24 protein-coding genes are annotated in these 25055 nt (G+C 66.4%); 13 read left to right on the forward strand and 11 right to left on the reverse strand.

Annotation, left to right across the window (positions count from 1 at the left end; translation table 11 throughout):
• Window positions 1-5 precede the first annotated feature (5 nt).
• Together rfbB and OHA25_RS29030 are read right to left on the reverse strand one after the other, a co-directional pair.
• Window positions 6-971, reverse strand: coding sequence for a dTDP-glucose 4,6-dehydratase (rfbB, locus tag OHA25_RS29025; RefSeq protein WP_327590607.1), 966 nt, complete (start codon window positions 969-971; stop codon window positions 6-8).
• A complete protein-coding gene (locus tag OHA25_RS29030) occupies window positions 968-2035 on the reverse strand; it encodes a glucose-1-phosphate thymidylyltransferase (protein WP_327590608.1) in 1068 nt (355 codons plus the stop codon). The genes rfbB and OHA25_RS29030 overlap by 4 nt, the downstream gene beginning before the upstream one ends.
• Before the next feature lie 346 nt (window positions 2036-2381).
• Between OHA25_RS29030 and OHA25_RS29035 the strand changes: the two genes are divergently transcribed.
• On the forward strand, window positions 2382-3380 hold the full coding sequence (locus OHA25_RS29035; RefSeq protein ID WP_327590609.1) for a glycosyltransferase family 2 protein: 999 nt from the start codon (window positions 2382-2384) through the stop codon (window positions 3378-3380).
• On the opposite strand, the gene OHA25_RS29040 is transcribed toward OHA25_RS29035, so the two are convergent.
• Both OHA25_RS29040 and rffA read right to left on the reverse strand, forming a co-directional pair.
• Window positions 3346-3798, reverse strand: coding sequence for a GNAT family N-acetyltransferase (locus OHA25_RS29040; protein ID WP_327590610.1), 453 nt, complete (start codon window positions 3796-3798; stop codon window positions 3346-3348). The two genes, OHA25_RS29035 and OHA25_RS29040, sit on opposite strands and share 35 nt — an antisense overlap.
• Window positions 3799-4118: 320 nt before the next feature.
• Entirely contained in the window at window positions 4119-5273 is a 1155-nt protein-coding gene (gene rffA, locus OHA25_RS29045; RefSeq protein ID WP_327590611.1) for a dTDP-4-amino-4,6-dideoxygalactose transaminase, read from the reverse strand.
• Between the two features lie 468 nt (window positions 5274-5741).
• On the opposite strand from rffA, the gene OHA25_RS29050 reads away from it, so the two are divergent.
• The 3 genes from OHA25_RS29050 to OHA25_RS29060 all read left to right on the forward strand — a co-directional run bounded on the left by OHA25_RS29050 (window position 5742) and on the right by OHA25_RS29060 (window position 9891).
• Window positions 5742-7340, forward strand: coding sequence for a hypothetical protein (locus tag OHA25_RS29050; protein WP_327590612.1), 1599 nt, complete (start codon window positions 5742-5744; stop codon window positions 7338-7340).
• Window positions 7341-7876: 536 nt separating this feature from the next.
• Window positions 7877-8896 (forward strand): fatty acid desaturase family protein, encoded by a 1020-nt coding sequence (locus tag OHA25_RS29055; RefSeq protein ID WP_327590613.1) that lies wholly within the window; start codon window positions 7877-7879, stop codon window positions 8894-8896.
• Window positions 8897-9039: 143 nt separating this feature from the next.
• Window positions 9040-9891 carry a class I SAM-dependent methyltransferase gene (locus OHA25_RS29060; RefSeq protein ID WP_327590614.1) on the forward strand — a complete coding sequence of 284 codons (852 nt, stop codon included), beginning with the start codon at window positions 9040-9042 and terminating at the stop codon, window positions 9889-9891.
• Between the two features lie 220 nt (window positions 9892-10111).
• Here OHA25_RS29060 and OHA25_RS29065 read toward each other — a convergent pair whose 3' ends face one another.
• The gene (locus OHA25_RS29065) at window positions 10112-10315 is read right to left on the reverse strand and encodes a hypothetical protein (protein ID WP_327590615.1); all 204 of its coding nucleotides are present in this window, start codon (window positions 10313-10315) and stop codon (window positions 10112-10114) included.
• Window positions 10316-10475: 160 nt separating this feature from the next.
• On the opposite strand from OHA25_RS29065, the gene OHA25_RS29070 reads away from it, so the two are divergent.
• Window positions 10476-10901, forward strand: a complete 426-nt coding sequence (locus OHA25_RS29070) for a hypothetical protein (RefSeq protein WP_305922738.1) — start codon at window positions 10476-10478, stop codon at window positions 10899-10901.
• Between the two features lie 33 nt (window positions 10902-10934).
• Here OHA25_RS29070 and OHA25_RS29075 read toward each other — a convergent pair whose 3' ends face one another.
• The 3 genes from OHA25_RS29075 to OHA25_RS29085 form a co-directional block, all read right to left on the reverse strand.
• Window positions 10935-13244: a PQQ-dependent sugar dehydrogenase gene (locus tag OHA25_RS29075; protein ID WP_327590616.1), complete on the reverse strand. Its 2310-nt coding sequence runs from the start codon at window positions 13242-13244 to the stop codon at window positions 10935-10937.
• Window positions 13245-13275: 31 nt separating this feature from the next.
• Window positions 13276-13995, reverse strand: coding sequence for a hypothetical protein (locus OHA25_RS29080; protein WP_327590617.1), 720 nt, complete (start codon window positions 13993-13995; stop codon window positions 13276-13278).
• Between the two features lie 99 nt (window positions 13996-14094).
• Complete coding sequence (locus OHA25_RS29085; RefSeq protein WP_305922735.1) at window positions 14095-15120, reverse strand: LacI family DNA-binding transcriptional regulator; 1026 nt, start codon at window positions 15118-15120, stop codon at window positions 14095-14097.
• Window positions 15121-15217: 97 nt separating this feature from the next.
• On the opposite strand from OHA25_RS29085, the gene OHA25_RS29090 reads away from it, so the two are divergent.
• Genes OHA25_RS29090 through OHA25_RS29110 form a run of 5 tightly spaced genes read left to right on the forward strand, consistent with a single transcriptional unit; the run spans window position 15218 to window position 19747 of the window.
• Window positions 15218-16447 carry an amino acid ABC transporter substrate-binding protein gene (locus OHA25_RS29090; protein ID WP_327590618.1) on the forward strand — a complete coding sequence of 410 codons (1230 nt, stop codon included), beginning with the start codon at window positions 15218-15220 and terminating at the stop codon, window positions 16445-16447.
• A complete protein-coding gene (locus tag OHA25_RS29095; RefSeq protein ID WP_327590619.1) occupies window positions 16444-17322 on the forward strand; it encodes a branched-chain amino acid ABC transporter permease in 879 nt (292 codons plus the stop codon). Before OHA25_RS29090 ends, OHA25_RS29095 begins: the two co-directional genes overlap by 4 nt.
• Window positions 17306-18295, forward strand: coding sequence for a branched-chain amino acid ABC transporter permease (locus OHA25_RS29100; protein ID WP_327590620.1), 990 nt, complete (start codon window positions 17306-17308; stop codon window positions 18293-18295). The genes OHA25_RS29095 and OHA25_RS29100 overlap by 17 nt, the downstream gene beginning before the upstream one ends.
• Window positions 18292-19023 carry an ABC transporter ATP-binding protein gene (locus OHA25_RS29105; protein WP_327590621.1) on the forward strand — a complete coding sequence of 244 codons (732 nt, stop codon included), beginning with the start codon at window positions 18292-18294 and terminating at the stop codon, window positions 19021-19023. Before OHA25_RS29100 ends, OHA25_RS29105 begins: the two co-directional genes overlap by 4 nt.
• Window positions 19016-19747: an ABC transporter ATP-binding protein gene (locus OHA25_RS29110; protein WP_327590622.1), complete on the forward strand. Its 732-nt coding sequence runs from the start codon at window positions 19016-19018 to the stop codon at window positions 19745-19747. Before OHA25_RS29105 ends, OHA25_RS29110 begins: the two co-directional genes overlap by 8 nt.
• Here OHA25_RS29110 and cydB read toward each other — a convergent pair.
• Window positions 19744-20625 carry a cytochrome d ubiquinol oxidase subunit II gene (gene cydB / locus OHA25_RS29115; protein ID WP_327590623.1) on the reverse strand — a complete coding sequence of 294 codons (882 nt, stop codon included), beginning with the start codon at window positions 20623-20625 and terminating at the stop codon, window positions 19744-19746. The two genes, OHA25_RS29110 and cydB, sit on opposite strands and share 4 nt — an antisense overlap.
• A gap of 15 nt (window positions 20626-20640) precedes the next feature.
• Window positions 20641-21987, reverse strand: a complete 1347-nt coding sequence (locus OHA25_RS29120; RefSeq protein WP_327591059.1) for a cytochrome ubiquinol oxidase subunit I — start codon at window positions 21985-21987, stop codon at window positions 20641-20643.
• A gap of 248 nt (window positions 21988-22235) precedes the next feature.
• Between OHA25_RS29120 and OHA25_RS29125 the strand changes: the two genes are divergently transcribed.
• Entirely contained in the window at window positions 22236-22949 is a 714-nt protein-coding gene (locus tag OHA25_RS29125) for an SRPBCC family protein (protein WP_327590624.1), read from the forward strand.
• A 51-nt stretch (window positions 22950-23000) separates the two neighbouring features.
• Complete coding sequence (locus OHA25_RS29130) at window positions 23001-23897, forward strand: hypothetical protein (protein ID WP_327590625.1); 897 nt, start codon at window positions 23001-23003, stop codon at window positions 23895-23897.
• A 64-nt stretch (window positions 23898-23961) separates the two neighbouring features.
• Here OHA25_RS29130 and OHA25_RS29135 read toward each other — a convergent pair whose 3' ends face one another.
• On the reverse strand, window positions 23962-24651 hold the full coding sequence (locus tag OHA25_RS29135) for a thymidine kinase (RefSeq protein WP_327590626.1): 690 nt from the start codon (window positions 24649-24651) through the stop codon (window positions 23962-23964).
• Between the two features lie 27 nt (window positions 24652-24678).
• On the opposite strand from OHA25_RS29135, the gene OHA25_RS29140 reads away from it, so the two are divergent.
• Window positions 24679-25050, forward strand: coding sequence for a hypothetical protein (locus OHA25_RS29140; protein ID WP_327590627.1), 372 nt, complete (start codon window positions 24679-24681; stop codon window positions 25048-25050).
• Window positions 25051-25055: the final 5 nt, after the last annotated feature.

Genomic DNA, 25055 nt, shown 5'->3' on the forward strand with positions numbered 1-25055 from the left:
TCCTCCTAGATCAGGCGACACCACCATTCCTGGTTGTCGCGATACCAACGCACGACCTCAGCGAGACCTTCGTCGAAGGGCACCTGGGGCGCGAAGCCGATTCCACGGATCTTGCCGCTATCGACGGAGTACCGCCGGTCATGCCCGGGCCGGTCCGCGACGTGCTCCACCATGTCCCAGCCCATGCCGCAGGCGGCCAGCACTCGTTCCGCGAGCTGCCGGTTGGTGAGCTCGATCCCCCCGCCCACGTTGTAGACCTCGCCGGCAGCACCCTTGTCGAGCACGAGTTGGATCGCCCGGCAATGGTCGTCGACGTGGAGCCATTCGCGGGTGTGCTGACCGTCCCCGTACAAAGGGACGCGACGTGCGTCGATCAGGCGGGTGAGGAATTGGGGGATGACCTTCTCGGGATGCTGGTTGGGACCGTAGTTGTTGGAGCAGCGCGTTACCCGGACGTCCAGCCCGTAGGTGCGATGATAGGAGCGGCACAGGAGATCGGCCCCGGCCTTGGACGCGGCGTACGGGGAGTTGGGCGCCAGCGGCTCGGATTCGGTCCAGGATCCCTCGGTGATGGACCCGTACACCTCATCTGTGGAGACCTGGACCACCGTACGGACGCCGGCCTTCAGGGCGGCCTGCAGGAGGAGTTGCGTGCCGTGCACATTGGTGACGACGAAATCTCCCGGACCGGCGATGGACCTGTCGACATGCGTCTCGGCGGCGAAGTTGACGATGACGTCGTGGCCGGGCACGACGTCGGCAAGGAGCCGCGCGTCGGCGATGTCTCCGCGGACGAAGCGGAAGTGCCGATGCTCCGCGACAGGCTTCAGATTCGCCAAGCTGCCCGCATAGGTCAGCTTGTCCAGCACCGTCACGTGGGCGTCCTCGTAGCCGGGATAGCGCCTGCCGACCAATGACCGCACGTAGTGCGAGCCGATGAAGCCGGCGCCGCCGGCCACCAGAACCTTCATGCCCTCACCTGAACCCTGCTGTGGTCGCCGACCATGAGCTGATGCGTGTTGGGGATTCCCTCGGCCCTGGTGACCTCGACATTGCGTCCGATCAAGGAATAGGTGAGCCGGGAGACGCCTTTGATGGTGGAGTCCTTCAGCACGATGGCGTACTCCACCTCGGAGTCCTGCACTAGGCAGCTGTCTCCGATCGAGGTGTAGGGACCGATGTAGGAGTTGCGGACTCTCGCGTCGGCCCCGGTGACCGCGGGTCCTCGGATCACCGAGCCCTCCACCGAGGCGCCGGGTTCGATGACGACGTTGCCGGCGATCTCGGACCGCCCGTCGACGGCACCGCAGACGGCTCCGTTGATCATCTCCAGGACGATGCGGTTGCACTCGAGTATGTCCTGCAGCCGCCCGGTGTCCTTCCAGTAGCCGCTGACGAAGTGAGAGTGGACACGGTGCCCGCGGGCGATGAGCCACTCGATCGCGTCGGTGATCTCCAGCTCGCCGCGGGCGGACGGCGTGATGGCGCGGACCGCCTCATGGATCGCAGGGGAGAAGGTGTAGACGCCGACGATCGCCAGATCGCTACGCGGGTGCTCTGGCTTCTCCTCCAGCCGGAGGATCTCGCCGTTGGGGCCGAGCTCGGCCACGCCGTAGAACTGGGGCTCGGCGACCTTGGTGAGCAGGATCTGGGCGTCGTAATCCGCTTTGCGGAACGAGTCGACCAGGTCGGCGATGCCGTCCACCAGGAAGTTGTCGCCGAGATACATCACGAAGGGCGCGTCGGTGAGGAACTCCCTGGCGATCAGCACGCAGTGCGCGAGCCCGAGTGGCGCGTGCTGGGCGATGTACGTCACGTCCAAACCGAAGCTCGAGCCGTCACCGACGGCGTCCCGTACCTCTGCTCCCGTATCACCGACGACGATGCCCACGCTGGTGATGCCCGCCGCCCGTATGGCCTCCAGACCGTAGAACAGGACCGGCTTGTTGGCGACGGGGACCAGCTGTTTCGCCGACGTGTGGGTCAGCGGGCGAAGCCTCGTCCCCTTTCCGCCTGCCAAAACGAGCGCTTTCATCGCTTCAAGAGTCCTTCCCCCGAAGAGCGCGTGGTCGTGGTGACCATCGATTACTTGAACCTATTGCAGCCTCAGTTCAACGTTTTTCCGGCAACCCGCGACTTTGTTCAAGATTGTGCCGCTTGTTGCCTGGAACAGACTTTTCGTCGCCGCGGCATGCGGCCGTAAAGGATCAGTAGGTCGGTGACAATGAAACATTAATAAATCACGGCCCACCAGGGTGCCACTCACCGGATATGTGATGCAGTGCCTGAAGTGTGGATTCACATTACGAGTGATTCGGCGCGTCTCGCGAGGGATTGTAGCGGGAGCCGAACGAACTCAACACTGATCACCGGGGGGATCAATGTCGGTGTCGGTAGTCATACCGTGTTACCGCTCTGGCCGTACTCTTCCTGTGCTCGTGCCCAGGCTCATTTCCATGCTCCACGGCGTTTCCGTCTCCCACGAGGTCATCCTCGTCGTCGACGGCAGCCCTGACGACACCTGGGAGACGGCCAGGGAATTGGCGTGCCAGTTCGACGCCGTCCGCGCGATTCAGCTGTCGCGCAACTATGGCCAGCACAACGCGCTGATGGCCGGGATAAGGGAGGCAGCGTTCGACTTGGTCGTCACGATGGACGACGATCTGCAGCACCCGCCTGAGCAGGTGCCCCTTCTGCTTGCAGCCATCGAGACCGACCGCCTCGACCTGGTGTACGGCGTGCCGCACGAAGAGGAGCACGGCTTTCTCCGCAGCCTTGCGTCCCGGTCGGTGAAGGCTGGCATGGCGGGAGTGTTCGGGGTCAGCGGTGCGCAGGCGATCAGCGCCTTCAGGGCGTTCCGCACGCGCCTACGCGATGCGTTCGAGGGCCTCAACGGCCCGCATGTATCGGTCGACGTGGCCCTTTTCTGGGCCACCACGCGGATCGGCTCGGTGAATGTGCAAATGAGCCATCGAGTCGATGGGCGGTCCAACTACACGCCTCGCCTGTTGGCGCGGCACGCGGTCAACATGTTCCTCGGCTATAGCACGGCTCCGCTCCGGGCGGCGAGCTACCTGGGATTCCTCGTCGGCATCTTCGGGTTGTTGTTGGGCGGCGCCGTGCTCTGGCGATTCGTCATGGGCGACACGACGGTCGCCGGATTCACGACCATCGCGACGATGGTCGCGTTGTTCTCGTCCGCCCAGCTGATCGCCATTGGGGTGCTCGGCGAGTACATCGGCCGTATTCATAGCGGTGGCATGGGCCGACCCGCCTACGTGATCTCTGATTGCGTCGACGGCTCCGGCTCCGTGGAACTGCGCCGGCGAACGAGCGGCGATAGCGCTAGCCCTCGTACGCGGGCAGGAGCCGCCTCCTGATGAGATGAACGGTGAGGAAAGCCTCAACGGGCACGAACCCGTACCTGGTCCATGCCTTCTGCACCCTGGTGTTGTGGCCCTGGGTGGAGATCACGACTTCCTCCGTACCACAGGCGAGGGCGTGGTCTTCCACCGCCTTGAGTAGATAAGCGTACAGGCCACGTCCTTGTGCGTTGGTGACCACACCAGCGAGCAGGATCTCTGTCCTCGGACCATCGAAGTCCAGCGTCGCGATCCCGAGCACCCGCCGATCGTCCCTGAGAGCCAAGCAATGACCCTCGGCGGCGGACCGCAGCGCCCACTCCTGATAACCCTCCGACACCGCGGTGGCGTCGAAGAGGGGGTTGGCCAGGTAGTGATTTCCGTAGGCGCCGAAGATGTCGCTGATCAAGTCCTTGACCAGCGGCGGACTGCTCATTGCAGTGGTAATGAGATGTGGCGCCGGTTCCGGCGCGCGACCTTGCCCGGCGACCAGGCGCCAGTACACCAGGGAGTCAGCGAACACCGCGGTCCGTCCCAACCTGGTCAGTTCCGCGAACCATCCGACGTGCCGAGCCGGATATCGGAGCACGACGACCTCAGCGGTAGAGGCAAGGATGGCCTCGCGAACCGCAGAAAAGGGCCTCTCCGCTCGAGCCCCGACAGTCAGGCGCTCCATCGAGCACCCGAACCGGGCGGATTCAAGCGGTGAGCCCTGGGCCCGCACGCTGCTCGCCTCGATCACATCGCGCCAGGCCATCAGGTCGGCTCATAACTCAGGACGGCGTCGATGACCTGCGCCACGGAATCTTCATCGAGATCAGGGTAAAGCGGCAGCCGGACCAGCCTGTCGGCGATCTGCTCCGTGACCGGGCAGCCTCCGGGTGCCTGCCGCCCGTGCCGCAGTCCGGCAGGGGAGGCATGCAGCGGTTGGTAGTGGAAGGCTGCCCGGACGCCATGCGCTGCGAGGTGAGCGATGAACTCCTGCCTGCTTCGGAGATCGGGAAGCAACAGGTAGTACAGATGAGCGGGATGGGCGCAGTCGTCCGGGACCGTCGGCTGGGAGATCCCACACTTCGCGGCCCAGTCCGCCAGTCCCTCGTCATAAGCCCGCCAGACTCCGTGACGCCGGCACTGGATCTCGTCGAAAGACTCCAGCTGTGATGCCAACTGGGCTGCCAGCACGTCGGACGGCAGATAGCTCGAGCCGATGTCGATCCACCGGTACTTGTCCACCTGCCCGCGGAAGAAGCGGCTCCGGTCCGTGCCCTTCTCTCGGACGATCTCTGCTCGGGTGACAAGTGCGGGATCGTTGAGCAGAAGTGCGCCGCCTTCGCCGCACTGAACGTTCTTGGTCTCATGGAAACTCAGTGCCGACATGACGCCAAAAGACCCGAGGGCCCGACCTCGATAAGAGCCGCCCAGACCATGCGCGTTGTCCTCAATCAGTGCAAGGCCGTACCGCTGCGCGATCTCTGCGATGGCGTCCATTGCGCAGCCGACGCCCGCGTAGTGGACGACCGCTATGGCACGCGTGCGGTCGGTGACGGCCGCCTCGACAAGGCGCTCATCGAGATTGAGCGTGTCCGGCCGAACGTCGACGAACACCGGGACGGCCGAGCGCAGGGCGAAGGCGTTGGCCGTGGACATGAAGGTGAAGGATGGCACGATTACCTCGTCGTCCGGCCGCAGGTTGAGCAGGATCGCCGCCATTTCCAGCGCATGCGTGCAAGACGTGGTGAGCAGTGCGTCACTCGCCCCGGTCAGTTCGCTCAGTAGCGTGGCGGCCTGGCGGGTGAAGGGTCCGTCGCCGGAGGTTCGCCCGCATGTTATGGCCTCGGAGATGTAGTGGAGCTCGTTCTCCGCAACGTACCGCCGGTGGAAGGGAACGGTACTCAGCTCGGTTTTGCTCACGGGCCGCAGTGAACAACAGCCGTGCCATCGCCGCCTGTTGCCCTCACTCCACGTGGAGAAGTCGTCGCGGAAGCCTTACTCAGAGCCGACGACTCCTTGATTCCGAGAACGAGATGACCGCGTGAGCTGGATCGCGCGAAGGCGTCCGCGTTCAACGGCTGGAGGGCAAATACCCGAATGTTGCCTTCGGCTCGGGCCCGCGAGACAGCGGATCGGCGATTCGCACGGCCAACGCTGAGAGCTCGGCATGTCAGGACACGACGAGATCGTAGGTGCGGCATAAGGTCATGCGCAGACCATCGCTCATCGATCCTCCTCAGCCACGCGGGCGAACTCGAAGATCTACCGAGGTCGTGCCAGGGACATTTCAGGCAAACCGCGGAGCCGCTCACACAATATAAGCCGCTGACGAATCGAGGATGACTCCGGCCATTGGTCGCGGGTAGGCAGCGACCATCTTGACCCGAATTGATCCTAGATTCCGGATATGTGAGGGCTCTCCCAATTGCGGACATAGTCAGCCTCACGCTACGCGCCGATTACTCTTTGGAAGATATTGGTTGCGGTGTAGAACGAGTGGATACGCCCGTGAAGGCAAAAGGCATATACCAAGTGATGTGTAGCCGTCTACTGCGCCGGAAAGAAGATTTCGGTGGCGTGGGGCCAAATGGCTCTGCTGCCACTCTCATTAAATCCCTTCTATTCACTGCTGTGCGTGCACCCATCGTGCTCGCCGTTACTGTCGCTGTGCTGCTGCGTGCGGCCGCCATGCTTGGCTATCAGCGAGCATTCTGGTATGGGGATTCCCTCGACTATGTAACCAATGCACTGCAGGTCTTTCCCGGCACCGTGAAGCCTCTTGGCTATTCAATATTCCTCCGCGTTCTTCTGCCTTTCCATAGCAGTGTGCTCGTAGCGGCGATCCAACACGTCATGGGGCTTGGTATCGGCATCTTGATCTATGGCTTGCTCCGCCGATGGCAAGTGCGCCCAATGTTGGCAGTGGCTGCCGCACTTCCAATTTTCCTTGATCCTCGTCAACTTGCCATGGAGCACTCCCTACTTAGCGAGACGCTGTTCACATTCTGTTTGACAGGAGCCGTGGTCGTTACCCTATGGCGGCGTCGACTTACAGGACCAGCAGCAGTAGTGGCAGGACTGCTTCTCGCCGCTGCCACGCTCACCAGATCGATAGGTATGCCGCTTGTGGTCCTGTACTTGGCACTCCTGCCAGTGCAGCGAGTCAGGTTTCGCGCGCTGCTCGCGGCAATAGCGAGTTGCCTCATACCACTTTTTGCCTATGGTCTGTGGTTCCAGGCACACCATGGCGTGCTTGCCCTTGGCGCTAGCGACGGGATGATCCTTTGGGGGCGGACTATGTCATTCGCCGACTGCGCAAAGATACGTCCCCCGACCGTTCTCGTCCCGCTATGCCCCCGGAAGCATCCTGTACACTCCATATGGAGCGACCCTAACGCCTGGTTTTACGCTACGGGCAATTCTCCGATGAGCCCGGATAATAATTCCCTTGCACGACAGTTTGCACTGCGCGCCTTCGTTTCCCAGCCTGTGGATTACGCCCTGATAGTGGTGCGCGACTTTGCCCTGACTTTTCTCACGAACGACCCGCCGGTGACCGAGTCCATCTGGCTATTCTCGGTTGCCAAATACATAGGAGTCGAACCGCGGGCGGTGGACGTAGCGGAAGCGTATGGATATGAGGGCACGTTCAACGGAATCACGCCCTTCTGGACGTTCCTCGAACGGTACCAGTATTGGATCTTTCTGCCTGGGCTGGGCCTGCTCGCTGTGATGGTGGCACCCGTGGTGTTTGCAGTTCGCTACAAACGTCTATCAATCCCGGCTCTGATACCGTGGACGATGGCGATCACACTGGTGATGCTCGCGGTGGCCCTGGGGCCCGAATACCGCTATCTCCTACCCGCAGTCCCCCTAGCATGCATAGCGCTGGCCCTCACTATGGCGCACACCAACGCCGTGCGTACCACCACCACCGGCGCGACCGCCATCAACGGCACCCACGCGGAGGCTGCCTCGTCAGGCTAATCTCTGCGAACAAGACCCCACGGGTTCATCCGGTGATCGGTCTAACGCCGTTAAGATGGTGATCGTACTTACTGGCGGACTGATGGGCCACTCACGGAATGTGTGCCTGAGCCAGTTTTGAGGCGTCGTCGAGAAGAGGCGCCTTCTCCACGCGGATCAGACCGGTGGCAACATCCACACGGCGCCCAGGCCGCCAGCGATTGAGCCACGCGCCGGGTGTCGACTCGATCGCCGCAGGTCGCGCCACCTGTGCCAAGAAGACCCTGAACGAGCTTGCCCGACCAAGGCCGGCCTCGACACCAAGCCGCCGTAACCTCGGTCCTTTAAAGCTCACTAAACGGCATCGGCATACACAAGAACATCAGCAATCCAGGCTACTCTGTTGTATAGCTGTAAGTCCTGACATGTCTACTAAACCAGGGCGAACTCCCGCGGAATCAAGCTGTGTTCAGATCTGACCAATTGTTTGACATTGGTTTAGCAGCACGCTGACATAGTTGCCCCGGAAATGCCTGCTTCCTGGCTATCATGCCGTTATGGCTGGACAGAAGGGGACTACAGTGCAGGTCGGTGCTGCCGTGCAAGATATCGGAATGGTGCGACATTCCACGTTGGTTGACTCCTCGGGAAGACGATACGTCGATTTTCGACGCTGTCTGACACCTCGCTGGGGAATAGTCTGGACGACGCTGCTTGGGGGCCATCTTGGCCTCATTATTTCGGCGGCACTAATCGTCTTTCTGGGCCAGACGATCGCTGTAGGATGGCCGGGTGCAAGCGTCCTCGCCATCGCCGGGGGAGCAGAGCTCGGTTTCTTTCTGCACTATCTGACGACGTATCTACACGAAGGCGCTCATTACAACCTTGCGCCCAGCCGGCGAACCAGCGATGCGCTGACGAACGCGTTCATCGGAGCTTTTATCGGCATGAATGTGAAAGCCTACCGAAAGGTGCATTTCGACCACCATCGGTATCTTGGAACTACGCGTGACCCGGAGCGTAGCTACTTCAATCCACTCAACCTACGCTTCCTGCTCGAGGGAATCACAGGTGTTCGGCAGGTTCGTGCTCTGAAAGCCTATCACCAGGGCCTTAAGAGCAACTCAGGCGCAAAGACTAGGGATGCGAGCCTAAGATCCGAGGGCATAGTGTTTCTCCCCGCCGTCGCGGTAAACGGATTGATTATAATCTGCTCGCTCTGGCTCAATGCCGTTGCGTTCGCGATCGCCTGGATGCTGGCGCGATTGGTATTCATGCCACTATTCAACACCGTCCGACAGTTGCTCGAACACCGCAGCGAGTTGGCGGATGATGAGACAGACTACAGTCGCGTTCCGCATGGGCCAGTGAATCGCCTTTTTGGCGGCAGCCTTTTCGCGGCCCTCTTCGGATCGGCGGGATTCAATCGCCATCTGCTGCATCACTGGGATCCTAGCGTATCCTTCACCCGACTGAAAGAGGTGGAGCAGTTTCTCATGAAAACTGAGATCGCGCCGATACTCCAGCGACGGCACACCACCTATTACCGCACGTGGCAGCAATTGGGTAGGATATGAAGGAGTATATATACCGAGCGAAAGTGTGCACCAGCACCAATACTCGGTGCCCGGCGTGCGCGGTATCAGGAGCGATCCACTGGGCGCGAGCTCGCGATGTTGAGTACCACACTTCTGACCGTGAGTACGACTACTATCGTTGCGTGGAGTGCGGCGTCATCTTCCTTGATCCTATGCCGGTCGATCAACTCGCTCATATCTATCCGGGGAACTACTACGCCTACGCATCGGATGAGCAGTCGTTCGTTCACAGGATCAAGGACCGTCTCGATGCCGTACGACTTAGACGGATTCTTTCCAGGCTGTCCGGCGACAAACTGCAAGTGCTCGATGTGGGCGGGGGCGACGGCTGGCAGCTCGATGTGATCCGAGGCATCGATCGGCGGGTCACATTCACTCAGGTAGTTGATTTGGATTCGGGCGCTCAAGCGCGTGCACTGGCGAGGGGGCATCACTACTTCTGCGGCCGTGTCGAGGAATTCACCACGGAACGTCGCTTCGACCTCATCCTGCTTATCAATCTGATCGAACACGTCAGCGATCCAGGAGCGGTCCTCAAGGCGCTCCGCTGTCATCTCACATCGCAGGGTGTGATCCTGATCAAGACCCCTAATACGAAAAGCCTGGACGCCAATCTGTTCCGACACCGCAACTGGGGTGGATACCACTGTCCGCGGCATTGGGTCCTGTTCGATCGGCAGAACTTTGCGAGACTTGCGTCCAAGTGCGGATTCTCCGTCTACCGGTTTGCATATACCCAGGGTGGCCCATTCTGGAGCACGAGCATCCTGGCGGAGTTGGTTCGCCGCGGATGGGCGAACGTCACTGCCAAGCGTCCGATGACTCAGCACCCGCTCTTCCCGTTCTTCGCTGCCGCTTCCGCCGGCTTCGACCTTATCCGGGCGCGATTCGGAGCGCGGCCGTCGCAGATGTTCGTCGAACTCGTCTCGGCTCCCACGCTCGACCGTCACCCAATGCCGTTTGATAAAGAATGAGCACGATCTTTGGTGTGGCCGACGACCCTAGTGGCCAATTGCGATGACACGCCTTCGATGTCGGTGATCTTGCGCTGATCTGCCACGATGATGCCCGCTGCGGCCGGTTCCCCTACCCCGGCCATGGAATGAGGTGTGTGGTGTCGGTGCAGCCGCGACCGTGGCCGCAGATCCCGGAGATTCCCGCGAGGGTGGCCCGAGCCGCCTCGGCCAAGGGTGCCTACCCGCTGGCCATGCGGGTCCGCGATGGGCGAATTCCCTCGATCACTGCGGCGTGCTGCTCGGACTCACCGAACATCCATTGGTGGATCCATTGGTGCAGGCGGTCGCCCACGCCGTCGCCGAACGGCTTGTCCAGGCTCTGGTTCGGTCCAGCCACGAAGCCGTCGAGGGACATCGCCATGTCACAAGTGACCTTGCTCATCTCACTGCCTCCTGTGTGGTTCCGGCGCTCGTCTGGCGCCGCCTTCACGGGGAGGTCGGAGCCGTCCTCCTGTTCTCTACATGCCGGCCGGAATCTTTTTCAGAATGCGGGCTGCGGCAGGTTGCTGAACCGCGGTGCCAGGCCCTGCGTACCTCCGCACATGACGACATTTCCACGTCTGGCCGCTTTCGCGCTGCTGGCCGGGCTGGTCACTGGCTGTTCCCAGTACGTCGGGAAGAACAGTGACTACGGAGCAGCGGGAAATGCGCAGGCCAACGCCGCCCCCCTCACGGTCGAGCAACTCTCCGCCAAGGTGGGCTGCAAGCCGAAGATGCAGGTCGACGCCGACGAAATCCGAACCGCGTACTGCAAGACCAAGGAAGGCGAGTTCTTCGTCAACACCTTCAAGACCGAGAAGCTCAAGGACGAGTGGATGGACCGGGCGCCCGAGTACAACCCCCATCTGGTGGGCCCCCGCTGGACCGTCCTGGGCCCGCTCGAGGTGCTGGAGGTCATCAAGCCCACACTCAACGGCGACCTGCACCTGACCGACCACCGGGTCTCGCAGACACCCGCACCCAAGTGAGCGGCGCCGGACGGGCCGGCGCCGCCCACGACGTCAGCGCATCAGCTCGTACTGGGCTCTGACCTCCCCTGGGGAGGCCACGCGGTCCAGGAACATCAGCCCGTCCATGCGGCAGTCGCACGGGTTCTGCTCTCGCGTGTTCTGCGGGTAGCTGCCGCCGATCTTGATGCCTCGCGGGTCGGTCGCCGAGGTGACGTCCGGCTCGGGGTCTCCTTCGACGCCCCACGGGTCGCCTGCGACGGTGGAGAAGCCGTCGAGCGGGCGGCCGTTCCGGTAGAGCTTCATCGTCGCGGTGTCGAAGTCGAACGTCGCGGTGAGGAACACCCACTGGTCCCGTGGCAGGATCTCCTGCCACGGCCGGCCGGCGGCGAAGGTCTGTGAGCTGCCGCCGTCCACGCGGCGGGCCAGCGCCACCACGCGCAGTTCGCCGTTCACGGTGATCAGCTCCAGGAGCGCCCTGACGTCATGGCCCTGCGAGTTGCCGCTCAGCACCCCGGCCAGGCCGATCGCGTTGAAGAAGTCGGCCGGGTCGGCGGTGTTGGAGTTGGGCGCGGGACCCGTGCCCTGCATCTTGAACCAGCCCATGATGGTCACGCCCTGGACGGCGTTGAACGCCCGCAGAGTCGGCACCCCGGTCTCGCCGTAGATGCCGGCCTTCCAGTCGTCGTTGCCTGCCGTGGCGGGCTCGACCTGGCGGGTCTGCAGCGCGTACGTGCTGCCCCGGTAGGCGCGGTCGGCCACGCGCATGGCGGCGCCGCCGTTGACGAGCGTGATGTCGGTGCCGGACAGGCCCTGGTCCCGCTCCTTGGCCGGGTCACCGGCCACCGGGTGCTCGAAGTCGTAGGCCGCCACCAGGTCGTCACGCAGGCTCGGCAGCACGTCGGGCGGCGTCCACCCGGCCTTGGTGACCTTCCAGATCTTGCCGTTGGCCTTCGACAACACATACAGCTCGCCGACGGCGTCGCGGCCGAAACGCAGATCCACCCGGGAGTGGCCGGCCAGGTCCTGCAGGGTGACCTGCTTGCCGGCGGCGTCGACCAGCCGCGGCTTGTAGATGGTGGCCCGGTGGCCGGTCTCCTCCCTCATCTGCGCGGCGACCGTGAAGAACACCTGGCCGTCCACGATGTCGCCGAACAGGTATTTCCCGTGCAGCAGCGGCAGCTTGAGCCCTCGGTAGACGAAACCGCCGACGACCGCGTGGCCGCTGTCGGACGTGCAGGAGTGGCCGGGCGGCGGGTCGTGGTCGTAGGCCGCCACCGGGTAGGTGTAGCCGAACTCGGCGTCGTTGTCCGGCAGCGTGTAGAGGTGGCAGCGGTCGGCCTTGTTGAACAGGAACGACCCTTCGCGCTCGCTCCAGCCCAGGTTGTCCCCGGCGCCGACATCGTAGATCGCCTCGATGGCGTGCTCACCGATGTGTCCCAGGAACAGGCGGTTGCCGGCGTTCGGGTCCCAGCTGAAGCGGTGCGGGTCACGCATGCCGTAGGCGTAGATCTCGCCGAGCGCGCCCGGCCGGCTCACGAACGGGTTGCCGGCGGGGATGCCGTAGCGGCCGTTGGCGCCGTTCGTGCCGGACGGGTCGATGCGCAGGATCTTGCCGTGCGGCACGGCCAGGTTCTGCGGGTCGTCGCTGCTGACGCCGCGTCCGCCGTCGCCTGCGGCGATGTAGAGCAGGCCGTAGTCCTTGTCGCCGGGGCGGGCGGCCGGGTTGAAGTCGATCTGCTGGATGCCGTGGATCTGGCCGGAGAAGCCGAGCCTCAGCACCTCCCGGCGGGTACCGGAGAACGTGCTCGCCTTCGGGTCTGTCGCCGTCCACTCGGTGATCACGCCGTGGAACCTGACGCCCGGCTGGGGCGGCAGGTCGGGGGTCTTGGTGGTGAGCGCCTCACCCCACTCGGTGTGGACGGTGTAGAACGTGCCGTTCCTGCCGAACTCCGGGTGGAAGGCAGCGAAGCCGAAGCCGCTGCCGAGGCCGCGTCCCGAGATGAAGTCGGGTGCGAACGTGGCGCCGACGTCGAGGTACTCACGCGGCCGGCCGCCGCTCTTGTCCAGGAAGTAGAGCTTGCCGTTGAGGTCGTTGACGTACAGGCGGCGCGAGCCGTCGGGGAGCTCGCCCAGGTAGTTGATCCTGGCCCAGCGGACCAGGCGCGGGTCGGTCGGCGCCGGGGTCGTGTCGGTCTTGGGGAAGGAGGCGAACTCCTCGAGCGTCAGCGTGAGGCCCGACGAGGTGGGCTTCTCGGGGATGGGGTCGTCGAGGGGAGTCGGCTCCGCCTGCGCGGTGGCCGGCGAGGCGCATAACACGGTCGCCAGCAGCACGGCCATCAGGCCTCGGAGGGTTCTGGGCATGCCTCACCACCAAGGGTGTCGATTCACGGGTTCACTGCTCAACGGGCGCGGTGCCGTCACGGGCCGGGGTGCCCTTGACGGTCAGGTCGTGCATCCTGCCGATGTTGTCGAACGAGCCGAAGCCGACCCGGCCGGAGGCGAACGTGCGGTCGGTGGCCGTCATCAGCGGGGTCTCGGCGCCGTCCACGTAGACCGAGATGCGGCCGGTGTCCGTGCAGTGCGTGACGCGGACGCGGTGCCATGCGGTGTCCGTCACCGCGGGCGACGCGCCGACCTGGCCGTTCCACTGGTCGTCGATGCGCAGGCGGTCGGCGTTGTTGACGACGAAGATCCCGTTGTGCGGGTAGATGGTGTTGTCCTGAGAAAGGTGCACGTAGTAGAACTCGGTGTCCGACCGGTAGCCGAACACGATGATCACGTCGCGGTTGCTGACGCTGGTCGGCGTGTCCAGACGGACCTTCGCGTCGATGCGTGCCGAGGCGAACTCGGGGCCGGTCTTGAGCACCGCGTACTCGAAGGGCCGGCGCGGTCCTGGGCGGGCGACCCCGGCCTCGGCGAGAATCACCTGGTCGCCGGGGAACTGCCACTTGGCGGGGGTCACGGGCGCCCAGTTGTGCCCCGCGTCCACGCCCTTCACGCGGGCGTGTCCGAGTGCGCAGTCCTGAGCGGCGACGGCGTGGGCGGGCAATGGGAGTGCCGGGGCGGCCAGGGCGAGTGCGGCCGCGAGGGTGAGAGTGCGAAGGGCTGACATCCGGGCATCCTCTCGCCGGGCGTAAGCGCTTCCGAAAGCGCTTACGTGACCTTCGAGCGGATCGTATCCCGGGGGAAAGGTCTGTCAAGGGGGGTGACGTCAGGGCGGGGGTGGGGCGGTGGAGGCGCGGATGACCAGCTCGTGACGGGTACGGCGGCGGCGCGGGCGCGAGGCGGGCGGCTTGAGCACCAGCTCGAAGGCCTCCTTGCCCATCCCCACCATGGGCAGCCTGATCGTCGTCAGCGCCGGGTAGACGTCGCGCGCCACCGGCGCATCGTCGAACCCGGCCACCGAGATCTCCTCCGGCACCCGGCGCCCGTGGTTCAGCAACCACGACAGGGCGCCCACCGCCATCGGATCGTTCAACGCCACCACCGCCGTCAGGTCGGGACGCGCCCGCATCAGCTGCGCGGTCGCCGCCGCGCCGCCCTCCCTGGTGAAGTCCCCGTGCACGACGGGGACCGAGCGCCAGTCGAGCCCGGCCACGTCGAACGCGGTGCGCAGCCCCGCCAGCCGGTCCGCCACGGTGGTCAGGTTGGCCGGGCCGCCCAGCACGCCCAACCGGCGATGGCCCAGGTCGAGCAGGTGCCGCATGAGCGTCACCCCGCCGCCCGCGTTGTCCGGCAACACCGCGTCCACGGGCAGGTGATGCCGGCCGATCACGGCCACCCGGCCGCCCGCCGCCGTGTACGAGCGCACCTCGGCGGCGATGTCGACCTCCGTGGCGGCCTCGATGTAGCCGGAGCCCGCCAGCACGATCTTCGTGACCCGGTGGGCCCGCAGCGCCCGGATCCTGCCCAGCTCCGCGCCGGGATCGCGCTGGGTCTGGCTGATCAGCGCCAGGTAGCCGAGGCTCTCGGTCTCACGCAGCACGCCCCTGGCGATCTCGCCGAAGTAGGGGTCCCCGACGTCGTGCACGATCAGCCCGATGATGGCCGCCTGCCCGCCCGCCAGCGCCCGCGCGTGGCTGTTGGGCACGTATCCCACCTGGGAGGCGACCGCCTGCACGTGGGCCGCGACCTGAGGGCTGACCCCCGTGCTGCCGGTCATGGCACGCGAGGCGGTGGCGAGCGAGACTCCTGCGGCTTTGGCGACGTCCACGAGGCGCGGCGGCCGATGTGCCATACGAACCCCCTTGTCCGGGGCTGAATCCCGTGTAATCGTAACCGAAAGCGCTTCCGAAAGCGCTTACGCGGCGCCTCTCCAGACGGGGGTTCCCTCGATGGCAAGAGTTCTCAAGAGCCTGGCGATCATCTCGATATGCGCGTTAGGGATGACCGCCTGCGCCAAGACCGACGAGCCCGGTGGCGCCCAGACGCCGGGCCAGCAGACGGGGCCGGTGAAGATCGGCATCTCGCTCCCGTTGACCGGTGACTTCTCCGAGCCCGGCAAGGGCATCCAGGAGGGCTACCAGGTCTGGGCCGACCAGGTGAACGCCAAAGGCGGCCTGCTGGGCAGGAAGGTCGAGCTGATCTTCCGTGACGACGCCTCCGACCCGAACCGGGTCAGCTCCGACTACGAGTCCCTGATCACCCAGGACAAGGTCAACCTGGTGTTCGGGCCGTTCTCGTCGCGGCTGGTCATCCCGGCGGCGAAGGTGGCGGAGTCGTACAACATGGTGTTCGTGGAGCCGGCCGGGGCCGCCAAGGAGGTCTTCGAGCAGGGCTTCAAGCGGCTGTTCTACGCGGCTCCGGCGATCGCCAGCGATCACTACAACTACCTGGCCGACTACATACTCAAGCTGCCGGCCGACCAGAAGCCGAAGACGGCGGCGTACGCGAGCCTGGACGACCCGTTCGCCCAGGGCACCGCGTACGGGCTGCGTGACAAGCTGGCCGCGGCCGGGATCAAGACGGTGGTGGACGAGGTCTACCCGCCGGAGACCACCGACTTCGCGCCCATCGCCGCCAAGATCGCGGCCGCCAAGCCGGACATCGTGGTGGGCGGCACGCAGTTCGAGGACTCGGTGGGCCTGGTGCGGGCGCTGCAGGAGCTGAAGGTGCAGCCCAAGCTGGCGGCGTTCTCGACCGGGCCGACGTTGGCCGAGTTCCCCACCGCGGTGAAGGGGGCGGCCGAGCACATCATCTCGCCCGTCGGCTGGTCGGCGACCGCCACGTTCACCGGCAACCAGGACATGGTCAAGCGGTACAAGGAGATGTTCGGCGGCGAGGCCAACGAGGACGCCGCGAACGGCTACACCGTCGGCCAGATCGTCGAGGCGGCCGTGAGCGCGGTCAAGTGCGTGGACCCGACCCCGGAGTGCCAGAACAAGCTGGCCGACCACATCAGGCAGGGCACGTTCGACACGGTCGTGGGCCCGCTGTCCTTCGACGATCAGGGAAGGCCCGAGCAGGCGCACATGATCCAGCAGTACGTCGACGGCAAGGTCCAGATCGTCCTGCCGGAGAGCGCCAAGACCGCCGACATCGTCTACCCGAAGAAGGAATGGTGAGCCTGCTCCTGCAGGGACTGGCCCTGGGCGTGCTGACGGGCGGGCTCTACGCCCTGCTCGCCTCGGGCCTGTCGCTGTACTTCGGCGTGATGCGGGTGGTCATGGTGGCGCACCCGGCGTTCCTGTTCCTGGGCGCGTACCTGACCTACACCGTGCACACCGTGTTCGGCCTCGACCCGTTCCTGGCGCTGCCGGTGACGGTGCCGCTGTTCTTCGTGCTGGGTGTGGCGGTGCAGCGGCTGCTGATCGCGCGGCTGGCGCCGGAGAACCTGGCGATGATGTCGGTGCTGCTGACGTTCGGCATCGCGCTGACGATCGAGGGGCTGCTCGGCACGTTCTACACCGGCTCGTACAAGTCGGTCAGCATGGACTACGCCACCCGGTCCCTGACGATCGCCGGCGTGCACCTGCCGTACGACAAGATCATCGCGTTCTGGGTCGCCGCGATCACGCTCATCGTGCTGTTCGCGGTGCTGGTCAAGAGCAGGTTCGGGCAGTCGCTGCGGGCCACGATCCAGCATCGGGAGGCGGCCAGGCTGGTCGGCATCCACACCGAGCGCGTGGCCGGCTACGGCTTCGGCGTGGGCCTTGCCACCGCGGCCGTGGGCGGCACGGTGCTGGCGCTGATCACGCCGTTCTTCCCCGCCTCGCACTGGGTGTGGATCGGCAAGCTCATGGCCATCATCGTCGTCGGCGGCCTGGGCAGCGTGATCGGCGCCGCGCTGGCGGCCGTCCTGCTCGGCGTGGTCGAGGGCCTCGTCCTGGTCACCGTGGACGCGACCTGGGCCACGATGATGTTCTACGTCTTCCTCTTCCTGACCCTGCTCGCGCGCCCCCAGGGGTTCTTCGGAGGCCGGCTTGCGCATCGCTTCTAGAGGGCTCCCGCTGCTGGTCGCCGCGCTGGCGATCGCCTATCCGTTCCTGGTGCCCAACTACTACCTCGTGTACGCGGGCGCGCTGACCGTCATGTACGCAGCCATGGCCACCTCCTGGAACCTCCTGGGCGGATTCACCGGCTACGTCTCGCTCGGCCACTCGGCGTTCTTCGGCCTCGGCGCGTACGGCACCGGCCTGCTCGTCGTCCGGGCAGGTGTCCCGTGGGTCGTGGCGCTGCTGGCGTCGGCGCTGCTGGTCACCGTGTTCGCCGTGGTCGTCGGCATCGCGGCGGTCCGGGTCCGCGGCGCGTCCTTCGTGATCGTGTCCATCGCGCTGGTGTCGATGATGAACCTCGTCGTCCAGGGCTGGCGCTCCCTCACCGGCGGCTCCACCGGCCTGCAGGTCCCCTCGCCCTTCCCCGGCCTGCACCGCGGCCAGACGCACATGGTGTTCTTCTACCTGTTCCTGGCGCTGCTCGCGATCGCGCTGGCTTCCTGGTGGTACGTCTCCCGCTCCCGCTTCGGCGCGGGCCTGCGGGCCATCAGGGAGGACGAGGACAAGGCCGAGTCGCTGGGCGTGCCGACCGGGGCCTACAAGGTGACGGCGTTCGCCCTGTCCGCCCTGTTCGTGGCGCTGGCCGGCGGGCTCTACGCGGTCTGGTTCGGCAGCCTCGACCCGATCTTCGTCTTCTCCATCCTCATCGGCTCGTACATGGTGCTGATGAGCCTGCTCGGCGGCGTGCGCCACCTGTTCGGCCCGCTGCTGGGGGCGCTCATCGTGGCTCCGGCCGGGGAGTACTTCCTGATCGCGCTGGGCGAAACGCAGATCCACCTGACCGCGACGGGCCTGGTGCTCGTGCTGGTCGTGCTGTTCATGCCGGACGGCATCCTCGCCCGCTTCACCAGAAGGCGCGCCGGGCCGTCCATTCCCGACGAGACGGCCGAGCAGCGACTTCAAGGGGTGGCGCCATGAGCTCGCTGCGGACCGAGGGGCTGAGCAAGTCGTTCGGCGGCGTGCTGGCCGTGGACGGCGCGAGCGTGGAGCTGCTCGAGGGCAAGATCAACGGCCTGATCGGGCCGAACGGCTCGGGCAAGACCACGTTCTTCAACCTCATCACCGGCATGATCAAGCCGGACGCGGGCCGGGTGCTCTACCGCGACCGCGACATCACCCGCCACTCACCGCACCGCATCGCGCACGCCGGCATCGGCCGCACCTTCCAGCTCTGCCGGGTCTTCCCGCGCCTGACGGTGCTGGAGAACATGCTGGTCGCCGTCCGCCGTACCCGCCTGCGCGAGCTGCTGGCCGGCCTGCGCGACAAGGGCGAGGTCGAGCGGGCCCGGCACTGGCTGCGCAGGATGGGCATCGAGCACCTGGAGGACGCCGAGGCCCGCGACCTGTCCTACGGCCAGCAGAAGCTCCTGGAGCTGGCCGCCGCCCTCATGGCCGAGCCGGAGCTGGTGCTGCTCGACGAGCCGGCGGGCGGCGTCAACCCGGCGCTGATCGACCGGATCGTCTCGCTCGTGCGCGACCTCAACGCCGAGGGCCGCACGTTCCTGGTCGTCGAGCACAACATGGACATGGTGATGGGCATGTGCGACCACGTCATCGTCTTCGACCGGGGCGCGCCCATCGCCGCGGGCCCGCCGTCGGTGATCAGGGACGACCCACGCGTGCTGGAGGCGTATCTCGGTGTCTGAAGTCGTGCTGTCCCTGGAAGACGTCGAAGCCGGGTACGGCAGGGCCGCGCTCGTGTTGCGCGGCCTGAGCGTCACCGTCCGCGCCGGCGAGGTCGTCTGCCTCGTCGGCCCGAACGGCGCCGGCAAGTCCACCGCGCTCAAAGTCGCCAGCGGCCTGCTCGCGCCCCGGTCCGGCCGCGTGCTGCTGGCCGGCCAGGACGTGACGGGGCTCTCGCCGCAGCGCCTGCTCGGCCTCGGCCTCGCCCACGTGCTGCAGGGCCACAGTGTGTTCCGTGAGATGACCGTGGCCGAGAACGTGCGGCTCGGCGGGTTCACCGTCCGCGACCAGGCCCGGCTGAACACCCGCATCGAGACCGTCAAGGAGCTGTTCCCCGTCGTGGCCGAGCGGTGGGGGAGCATGGCCGGGCTGCTGTCCGGCGGGCAGCAGAAGCAGGTCGAGTTCGCCCGCGCCCTCATGCTGGAGCCGAAGGTGGTGCTGCTGGACGAGCCGTCGATGGGGCTCGACCCGCGCAACACGCAGGTGGTCTTCGACCAGATCGACCTCATGCGCCGGACCGGCGTCGCGGTGCTGCTGGTGGAGCAGAACGCGCGCCGGGCCCTGGAGATGGCCGACGTCGGCTGCGTGCTCGACCTCGGCCGTGTGCACATCTCCGGCCCGGCGCGTGAACTGGCCGCCGATCCCCGCCTCGGCAAGCTCTACCTCGGCGGCGCGCCTGCCACTTAGATGGGGGCCACCTGAACGCGCTTCCTGAACACCCAGTACGTCCACCCCTGGTAGACCAGCACGAACGGGAGTGCGATCAGGCCGATCCAGCTCAGCATCGTCAGCGTGTACGGCCCGGAGGCGGCCTCGGCCAGCGTCAGCCCGGGCAGCGGCGACACGCGCAGCTCCATGAAGACCGCCAGCGTGGTCAGCACGATCGCCGCGGCGGTGGCCGCGAACGCCCAGCCCTCCCTGCGCCGCCAGATCAGGGCCGTCGCCGCGGCCAGCGCCGCCATGGCGGCCAGGGCGGGGAACGTGCCGAGGTTGGACAGCGCGAACACGGCCACCGGGATCACCACGGCGCTCGCCACCAGGGCCGCCGTACGGGCGCGGCGGCGTACCGGGCCGGTGGTCTTGAGCGTCAGGAACACGGCGCCGTGCAGCGCGCACACCGCCAGCGTGAACGCGCCGCCGAGCACGGCCGCGGGCGCGCTGTCGAACAGCAGGTCGGCGAAGACCGCGCCCCACAGGAACGCCGCCAGCCCGCTGCCGACCATGATGCCCAGGTCGCACCAGCGGGGATCGTTCACCTTGCCCCGCCACTCCAGGCCGACGCCGCGCACGATCAGACCCACCAGGATGAGCGTGACCTGCAGGTAGAAGGCGCTGAACACGCCCGCGTACCAGGCGGGGAACGCCGCGAACATCGCGCCGACCGCGGTGATCAGCCACACCTCGTTGCCGTCCCACACCGGGCCGATGGTCTGCAGGCTCTGCCGCTGCTCGGCGGCGTTTCTGCTGAGGAGCGGCGCGAGCAGGCCGACGCCGAAGTCGAAGCCCTCCAGCACGAAGTAGCCCGTCCAGAGGAAGGCGATGATGACGAACCAGAGATCGATCATGATGGGTGTCCCTCCTCAGTACATCAGCGACGGCTCGCGCCGCTCGGCCTTGACGGTGATGGGTTCTGGCTCCTCGACGCCCTTGCGTACGTGCCGGGTCAGCAGCACGGCCTCGGCCACGGCGAGCACCCCGTACAGCACCGTGAAGATCGTCAGCGACGTGGCGACCTCGGCGAGCGTCACCCCCGGCGACACGCTGGAGGCGGTCAGCAACTCGCCCGCGACCGTCCACGGCTGGCGGCCGATCTCGCTCAGCAGCCACCCGGCGATCACGGCGGCCGTCGGCAGCGGCAGCGCGAGCAGGAAAGCCCGCGACAACCACCGCGGGAAGGCTCGCTTGCGGCGGGTCAGCCACAATCCGAGCACCGACAGGCCCACCGTGGCCAGCCCGAAGACGATCATCACCCGGAACGACCAGAACACGATCGCCTGGTTCGGCCGGTAGTCGCCGGGGCCGAACTGCTGCTCGAAGCGGCGCTGCAGGTCCTCCGTGCCCTGGATGGTGGCGTCGAAGTCGTTGGTGGCCAGGAAGCTCAGGACCTTCGGGATCTCGAGGCCGGGGGCGACGGAGAACGCCGCGCCCGCCGTGTCGCGCTCCAGGCCCTCGGCGGAGGCCAGCTTCATGGGCTGCTGCTCGTACATCAGCTTGGCCGACATGTCGCCGGTGCCCGCGACCACCGCCCCCGCGATGGCGGTCATCACCAGCGCCGCCCGCGCCGCGCTGCGCCACATCTCGGCCCGCGTCCTGAGCAGCCAGTAGCCGCTCACGGCCAGCACGAACCCGCCGGCCACGATGAACGCCGCCCCGATCACGTGCGGCACCTGGGCCAGCGCCGTGGAGTTCGTCAGCACCGCCCACAGGTCCGTCATCCTGGCCTTGCCGTCCACGACCTCGTAGCCGACCGGGTGCTTCATCCAGGCGTTGGCCGCAAGGATGAAGTAGGCCGACAGGTTGGACCCGATGGCCGCCGCCCAGATGCACGCCAGGTGCACCTTCTTCGGCAGCTTGTCCCACCCGAAGATCCACAGCCCCAGGAACGTGGACTCCATGAAGAAGGCCAGCAGCGCCTCCATCGCCAGCGGCGCCCCGAAGACGTCACCGACGAACGTGGAGTATTCACTCCAGTTCATCCCGAACTGGAACTCCTGCACGATGCCGGTCACCACGCCCATGGCGAAGTTGATCAGGAACAGCTTCCCGAAGAACTTCGTGAGCTTCAGGTAGTGCTCTTTCCCCGTACGGTGCCAGGCCGTCTGCAGGCCGGCCACGAAGATCCCCAGACCGATGGTCAGGGGCACGAACAGAAAGTGGTAAACGGTGGTCACCCCGAACTGCCACCGCGCCAGGTCAAGTGCGTCCATCATCCCCGTCGACTCCTGAGCTCTACAAGCTGTAGTTCATCTACTTAAAGTAGTACTACAAGCTGTAGAGCAACGCGATGCGACCTTGGTCACATCGTTGTGCGTGCTGGTTGCCGGGTATCGAGAATGCCCGGTGGAGAGGGGCTGGGGCGTCCCCCGCCGGGTTGATTCATCCGTACGTCCCTCGGCGGACCGTCTGGCAGGTGTTGCCCTTATCCGGGCTGGTCGTGGCTGCTTAGATGGGCGGCATGAAAGTGGCGGGCAGCGCCGTGATCGGCGTTCAGCGGGATCAATTGTGGGCGGCGCTCCAGGACCCGGCGGTGCTGGTGCGCACCATTCCGGGGTGCGAGCGTCTGGAGGAGTGCGGGCCGGACGCCTACCGGATGACGGTCAACGCGGGGGTCGCGTCCGTCAAGGGCGTTTACCAGGGGGAGGTCGTGCTGGCGGATCCGCTGGCGCCCGAGAGCTTCACGCTCAAGGCGCGCGGGCAGGGGGCGCCGGGGACGGTGGACGCCACCGTCCAGGTACGGCTGAGTGAGATCGACGGCGGGACCCGGGTCGACTACGACGCGGACGCCGTGATCGGCGGGATGATCGGCGGGGTCGGGCAGCGCATGCTCGGCTCGGTGGCCAAGCGGACGGCGGGGGAGTTCTTCGCCGCCGTGGAGGAGCATCTGTGCGCACCTGCGGCTCCCGGCCTGGCCCCCGCCGCGGACAGGGCCGCGGTCCCGGCGAGCACCGTCCCGGCGGGCTCTGCGCCGGGTGTGCTGGCGGGCGAGCGCACTGGTGCGGCGGGTGAGGCCGGTGCCGCCGGGGCCGTTTACGAGCGGCCGCCCAAGCGGCACACCGAGACGCGGCCGTGGGTGATGCTGGCGTCGTTCGGCATGGGGGCGGGCATCGCGCTCACGAGTGTCGCGATCGGCTGGGTTCTCGGCCGCGCCTCCCGCCGCTCCCGCCCCTGACGTCCAACGGGGCTCTAGAGGAAAAGGATCTCCAGGCGTAGCGTGGCGGGTATGCGGCAGGCACACGCGGAGGACGCACGGACAGAAGCCAGGCGAATCGTACGCAATCTACTCGGCGAGGAGCGCCCCACCGCCGAGACCCTGATCGGTGACGTGCGCCCCGTGCTCGGGGACGAGCGGACCGATCGCACGCTCGAACTCGCCCTCGGCGCCTCGCTCACCAGGCGTTCCGCCGAGCTGGCCGCCCTCGCCGCGCTGCTGGTGGGCACCCGCGAGCTGGGCACGGACTGGTGGGCGCGGTCCAGGGGTGGCAAGCTGCCGCCACCGGACGAGGTGGTGCGCACGGCCGTCGCGATCGAGCCGTGGACCGACCTGACCGCGCTGGAGATGCTGGCCGCCTGGATCTCCGACGACGCCGCCGACCAGCTGTGGGGCCAGCCCGTCGCCCGGGTCGACCTCAACTCCTGGCAGGCCGAGGACCGGTTCGACCTGCCGCCGGGCGTCAAGCCAGGGCAGCGGCTGGTGGTGCACTTCGACGCCGGCGGGCGGCTCGACGCGGTCGTCACCCGGCGTGCCGACGAGGATCTCGGATCCAACCTCGACTTCCACTCCCTGCGCTACTCGCGGCCCGCCGAGGCGCAGTGGAGCTGGGGGGTGGCGGCCGGCCTCGGTCCGCACCGGCTGCCAGGGGAGAGCCCCGACCCTTACGCCCGCGAGGTGCCTGCCGCCGCCGTGGGCATCCTGCGTGCCTGGGCGTTGCGTCACGGCGCCTCGCGCGAGCAGCTCGGTGAGCGCTGGGAGACGGTCGGCGACGTGGTGGCCGCCATCGAGCGGGTGGACTGGATGTGGCGCAGCGGCGAGTGGTTCGGGTGGTGGCGCGGCGCGTCGGCGCTCGTGGACGACTCGGCCTACCTGCCGTACCGGCTGGAGGAGCTGGCCGCCGGCTGAGCGGCGCAGGAGCATCGTGGAGCTGACCGAGCACGGGCGCCTGGTCGGGTGAGCCCTCGCCGGGCTAGTTGGGTGAGCCCTCGCCCAGCAGCCCGGAGCGGTGGTGGCGGCGGCAGAGCACCTGGTAGCGGACGGCGGAGGCATCGGTGTCACCGATCATCACCTGTTCGCCGGTCCGCACCATCGCCCCGCCCACGACCCTGGCGTTCAGCAGCCCCGGCCGCCCGCACCAGCACAGCACCTCCACCTGCAGGCGGCACACCTCGTCGGCCAGCTCGAACAGCCGCTGCGCCGCCGGGAACATCACGGAGCGGAAGTCGGAGGCCAGCCCGAACGCGTACACGTCCACGCCGTGCTCGTCCACCAGGTCCGCCAGCTGCTCGATCTGCTCGACCGTGTAGAAGCACGCCTCATCGCAGATCAGATAGTCGACCCGGGTGCGCACCCCCGTCACCAGCCGTACGAGGTCGAGCGAGTCGTCCACCTCGATGGCCTCCAGTCCGAGCCCGATCCTGCTGGTGACCTTCGGCCCGCCCGACCGGTCGTGCTTGGTCAGCACAAGGCCGCGCCGGCCTTGCCGTCCATGGTTGTAGTTCATCTGGAGCGCGAGCGTCGACTTCCCGCAGTCCATGGGCCCGAAGTAGAACTTCAGTACAGCGTCCCTGGCAGCAGACGGTACAGCAGACAAGGCAGACGATTCGGTCACGGCGGGCCAGCTTAGCGGCTTGGCTTGTTCCATGACCTCGTGGGACATTTTCCCCCTGAGGTTTCAGGAGGAACTATGGTCACCGATAAACCACCGGCGCTCGACGCGATGATGAAGCAGGACGACCTCACGGCCGCCCAGGCGGATGCCACCCGATGGCGTTACGGCTTCCTCGTCGTCGTGGTGGGCATTGTCGCGGTCCTGGTGGCCTTCGGCGCCGCCGTGTTCGCCACGCGGGAGTTCGCTCCGTTGTTCGCTGGTGTGGCGGGAGTGATCGGTACCATAATCGGTGCATATTTCGGGGTGCAGGCGGGGCAGTCGGGAAGGGCGAGGGTCGAAGCTGAACTCGCCAGATCTCAGGAGATGGTGATCCGGCTGGCGGCGTACGTCGGCACGGAAAACGCGCCCCGAGTCATCGACGAAGTGCTCGGCCGACGCCGAAGCTGAGGAGC

The sequence above is a fragment of the Nonomuraea sp. NBC_00507 genome (genome assembly GCF_036013525.1).
Lineage (GTDB): Bacteria > Actinomycetota > Actinomycetes > Streptosporangiales > Streptosporangiaceae > Nonomuraea.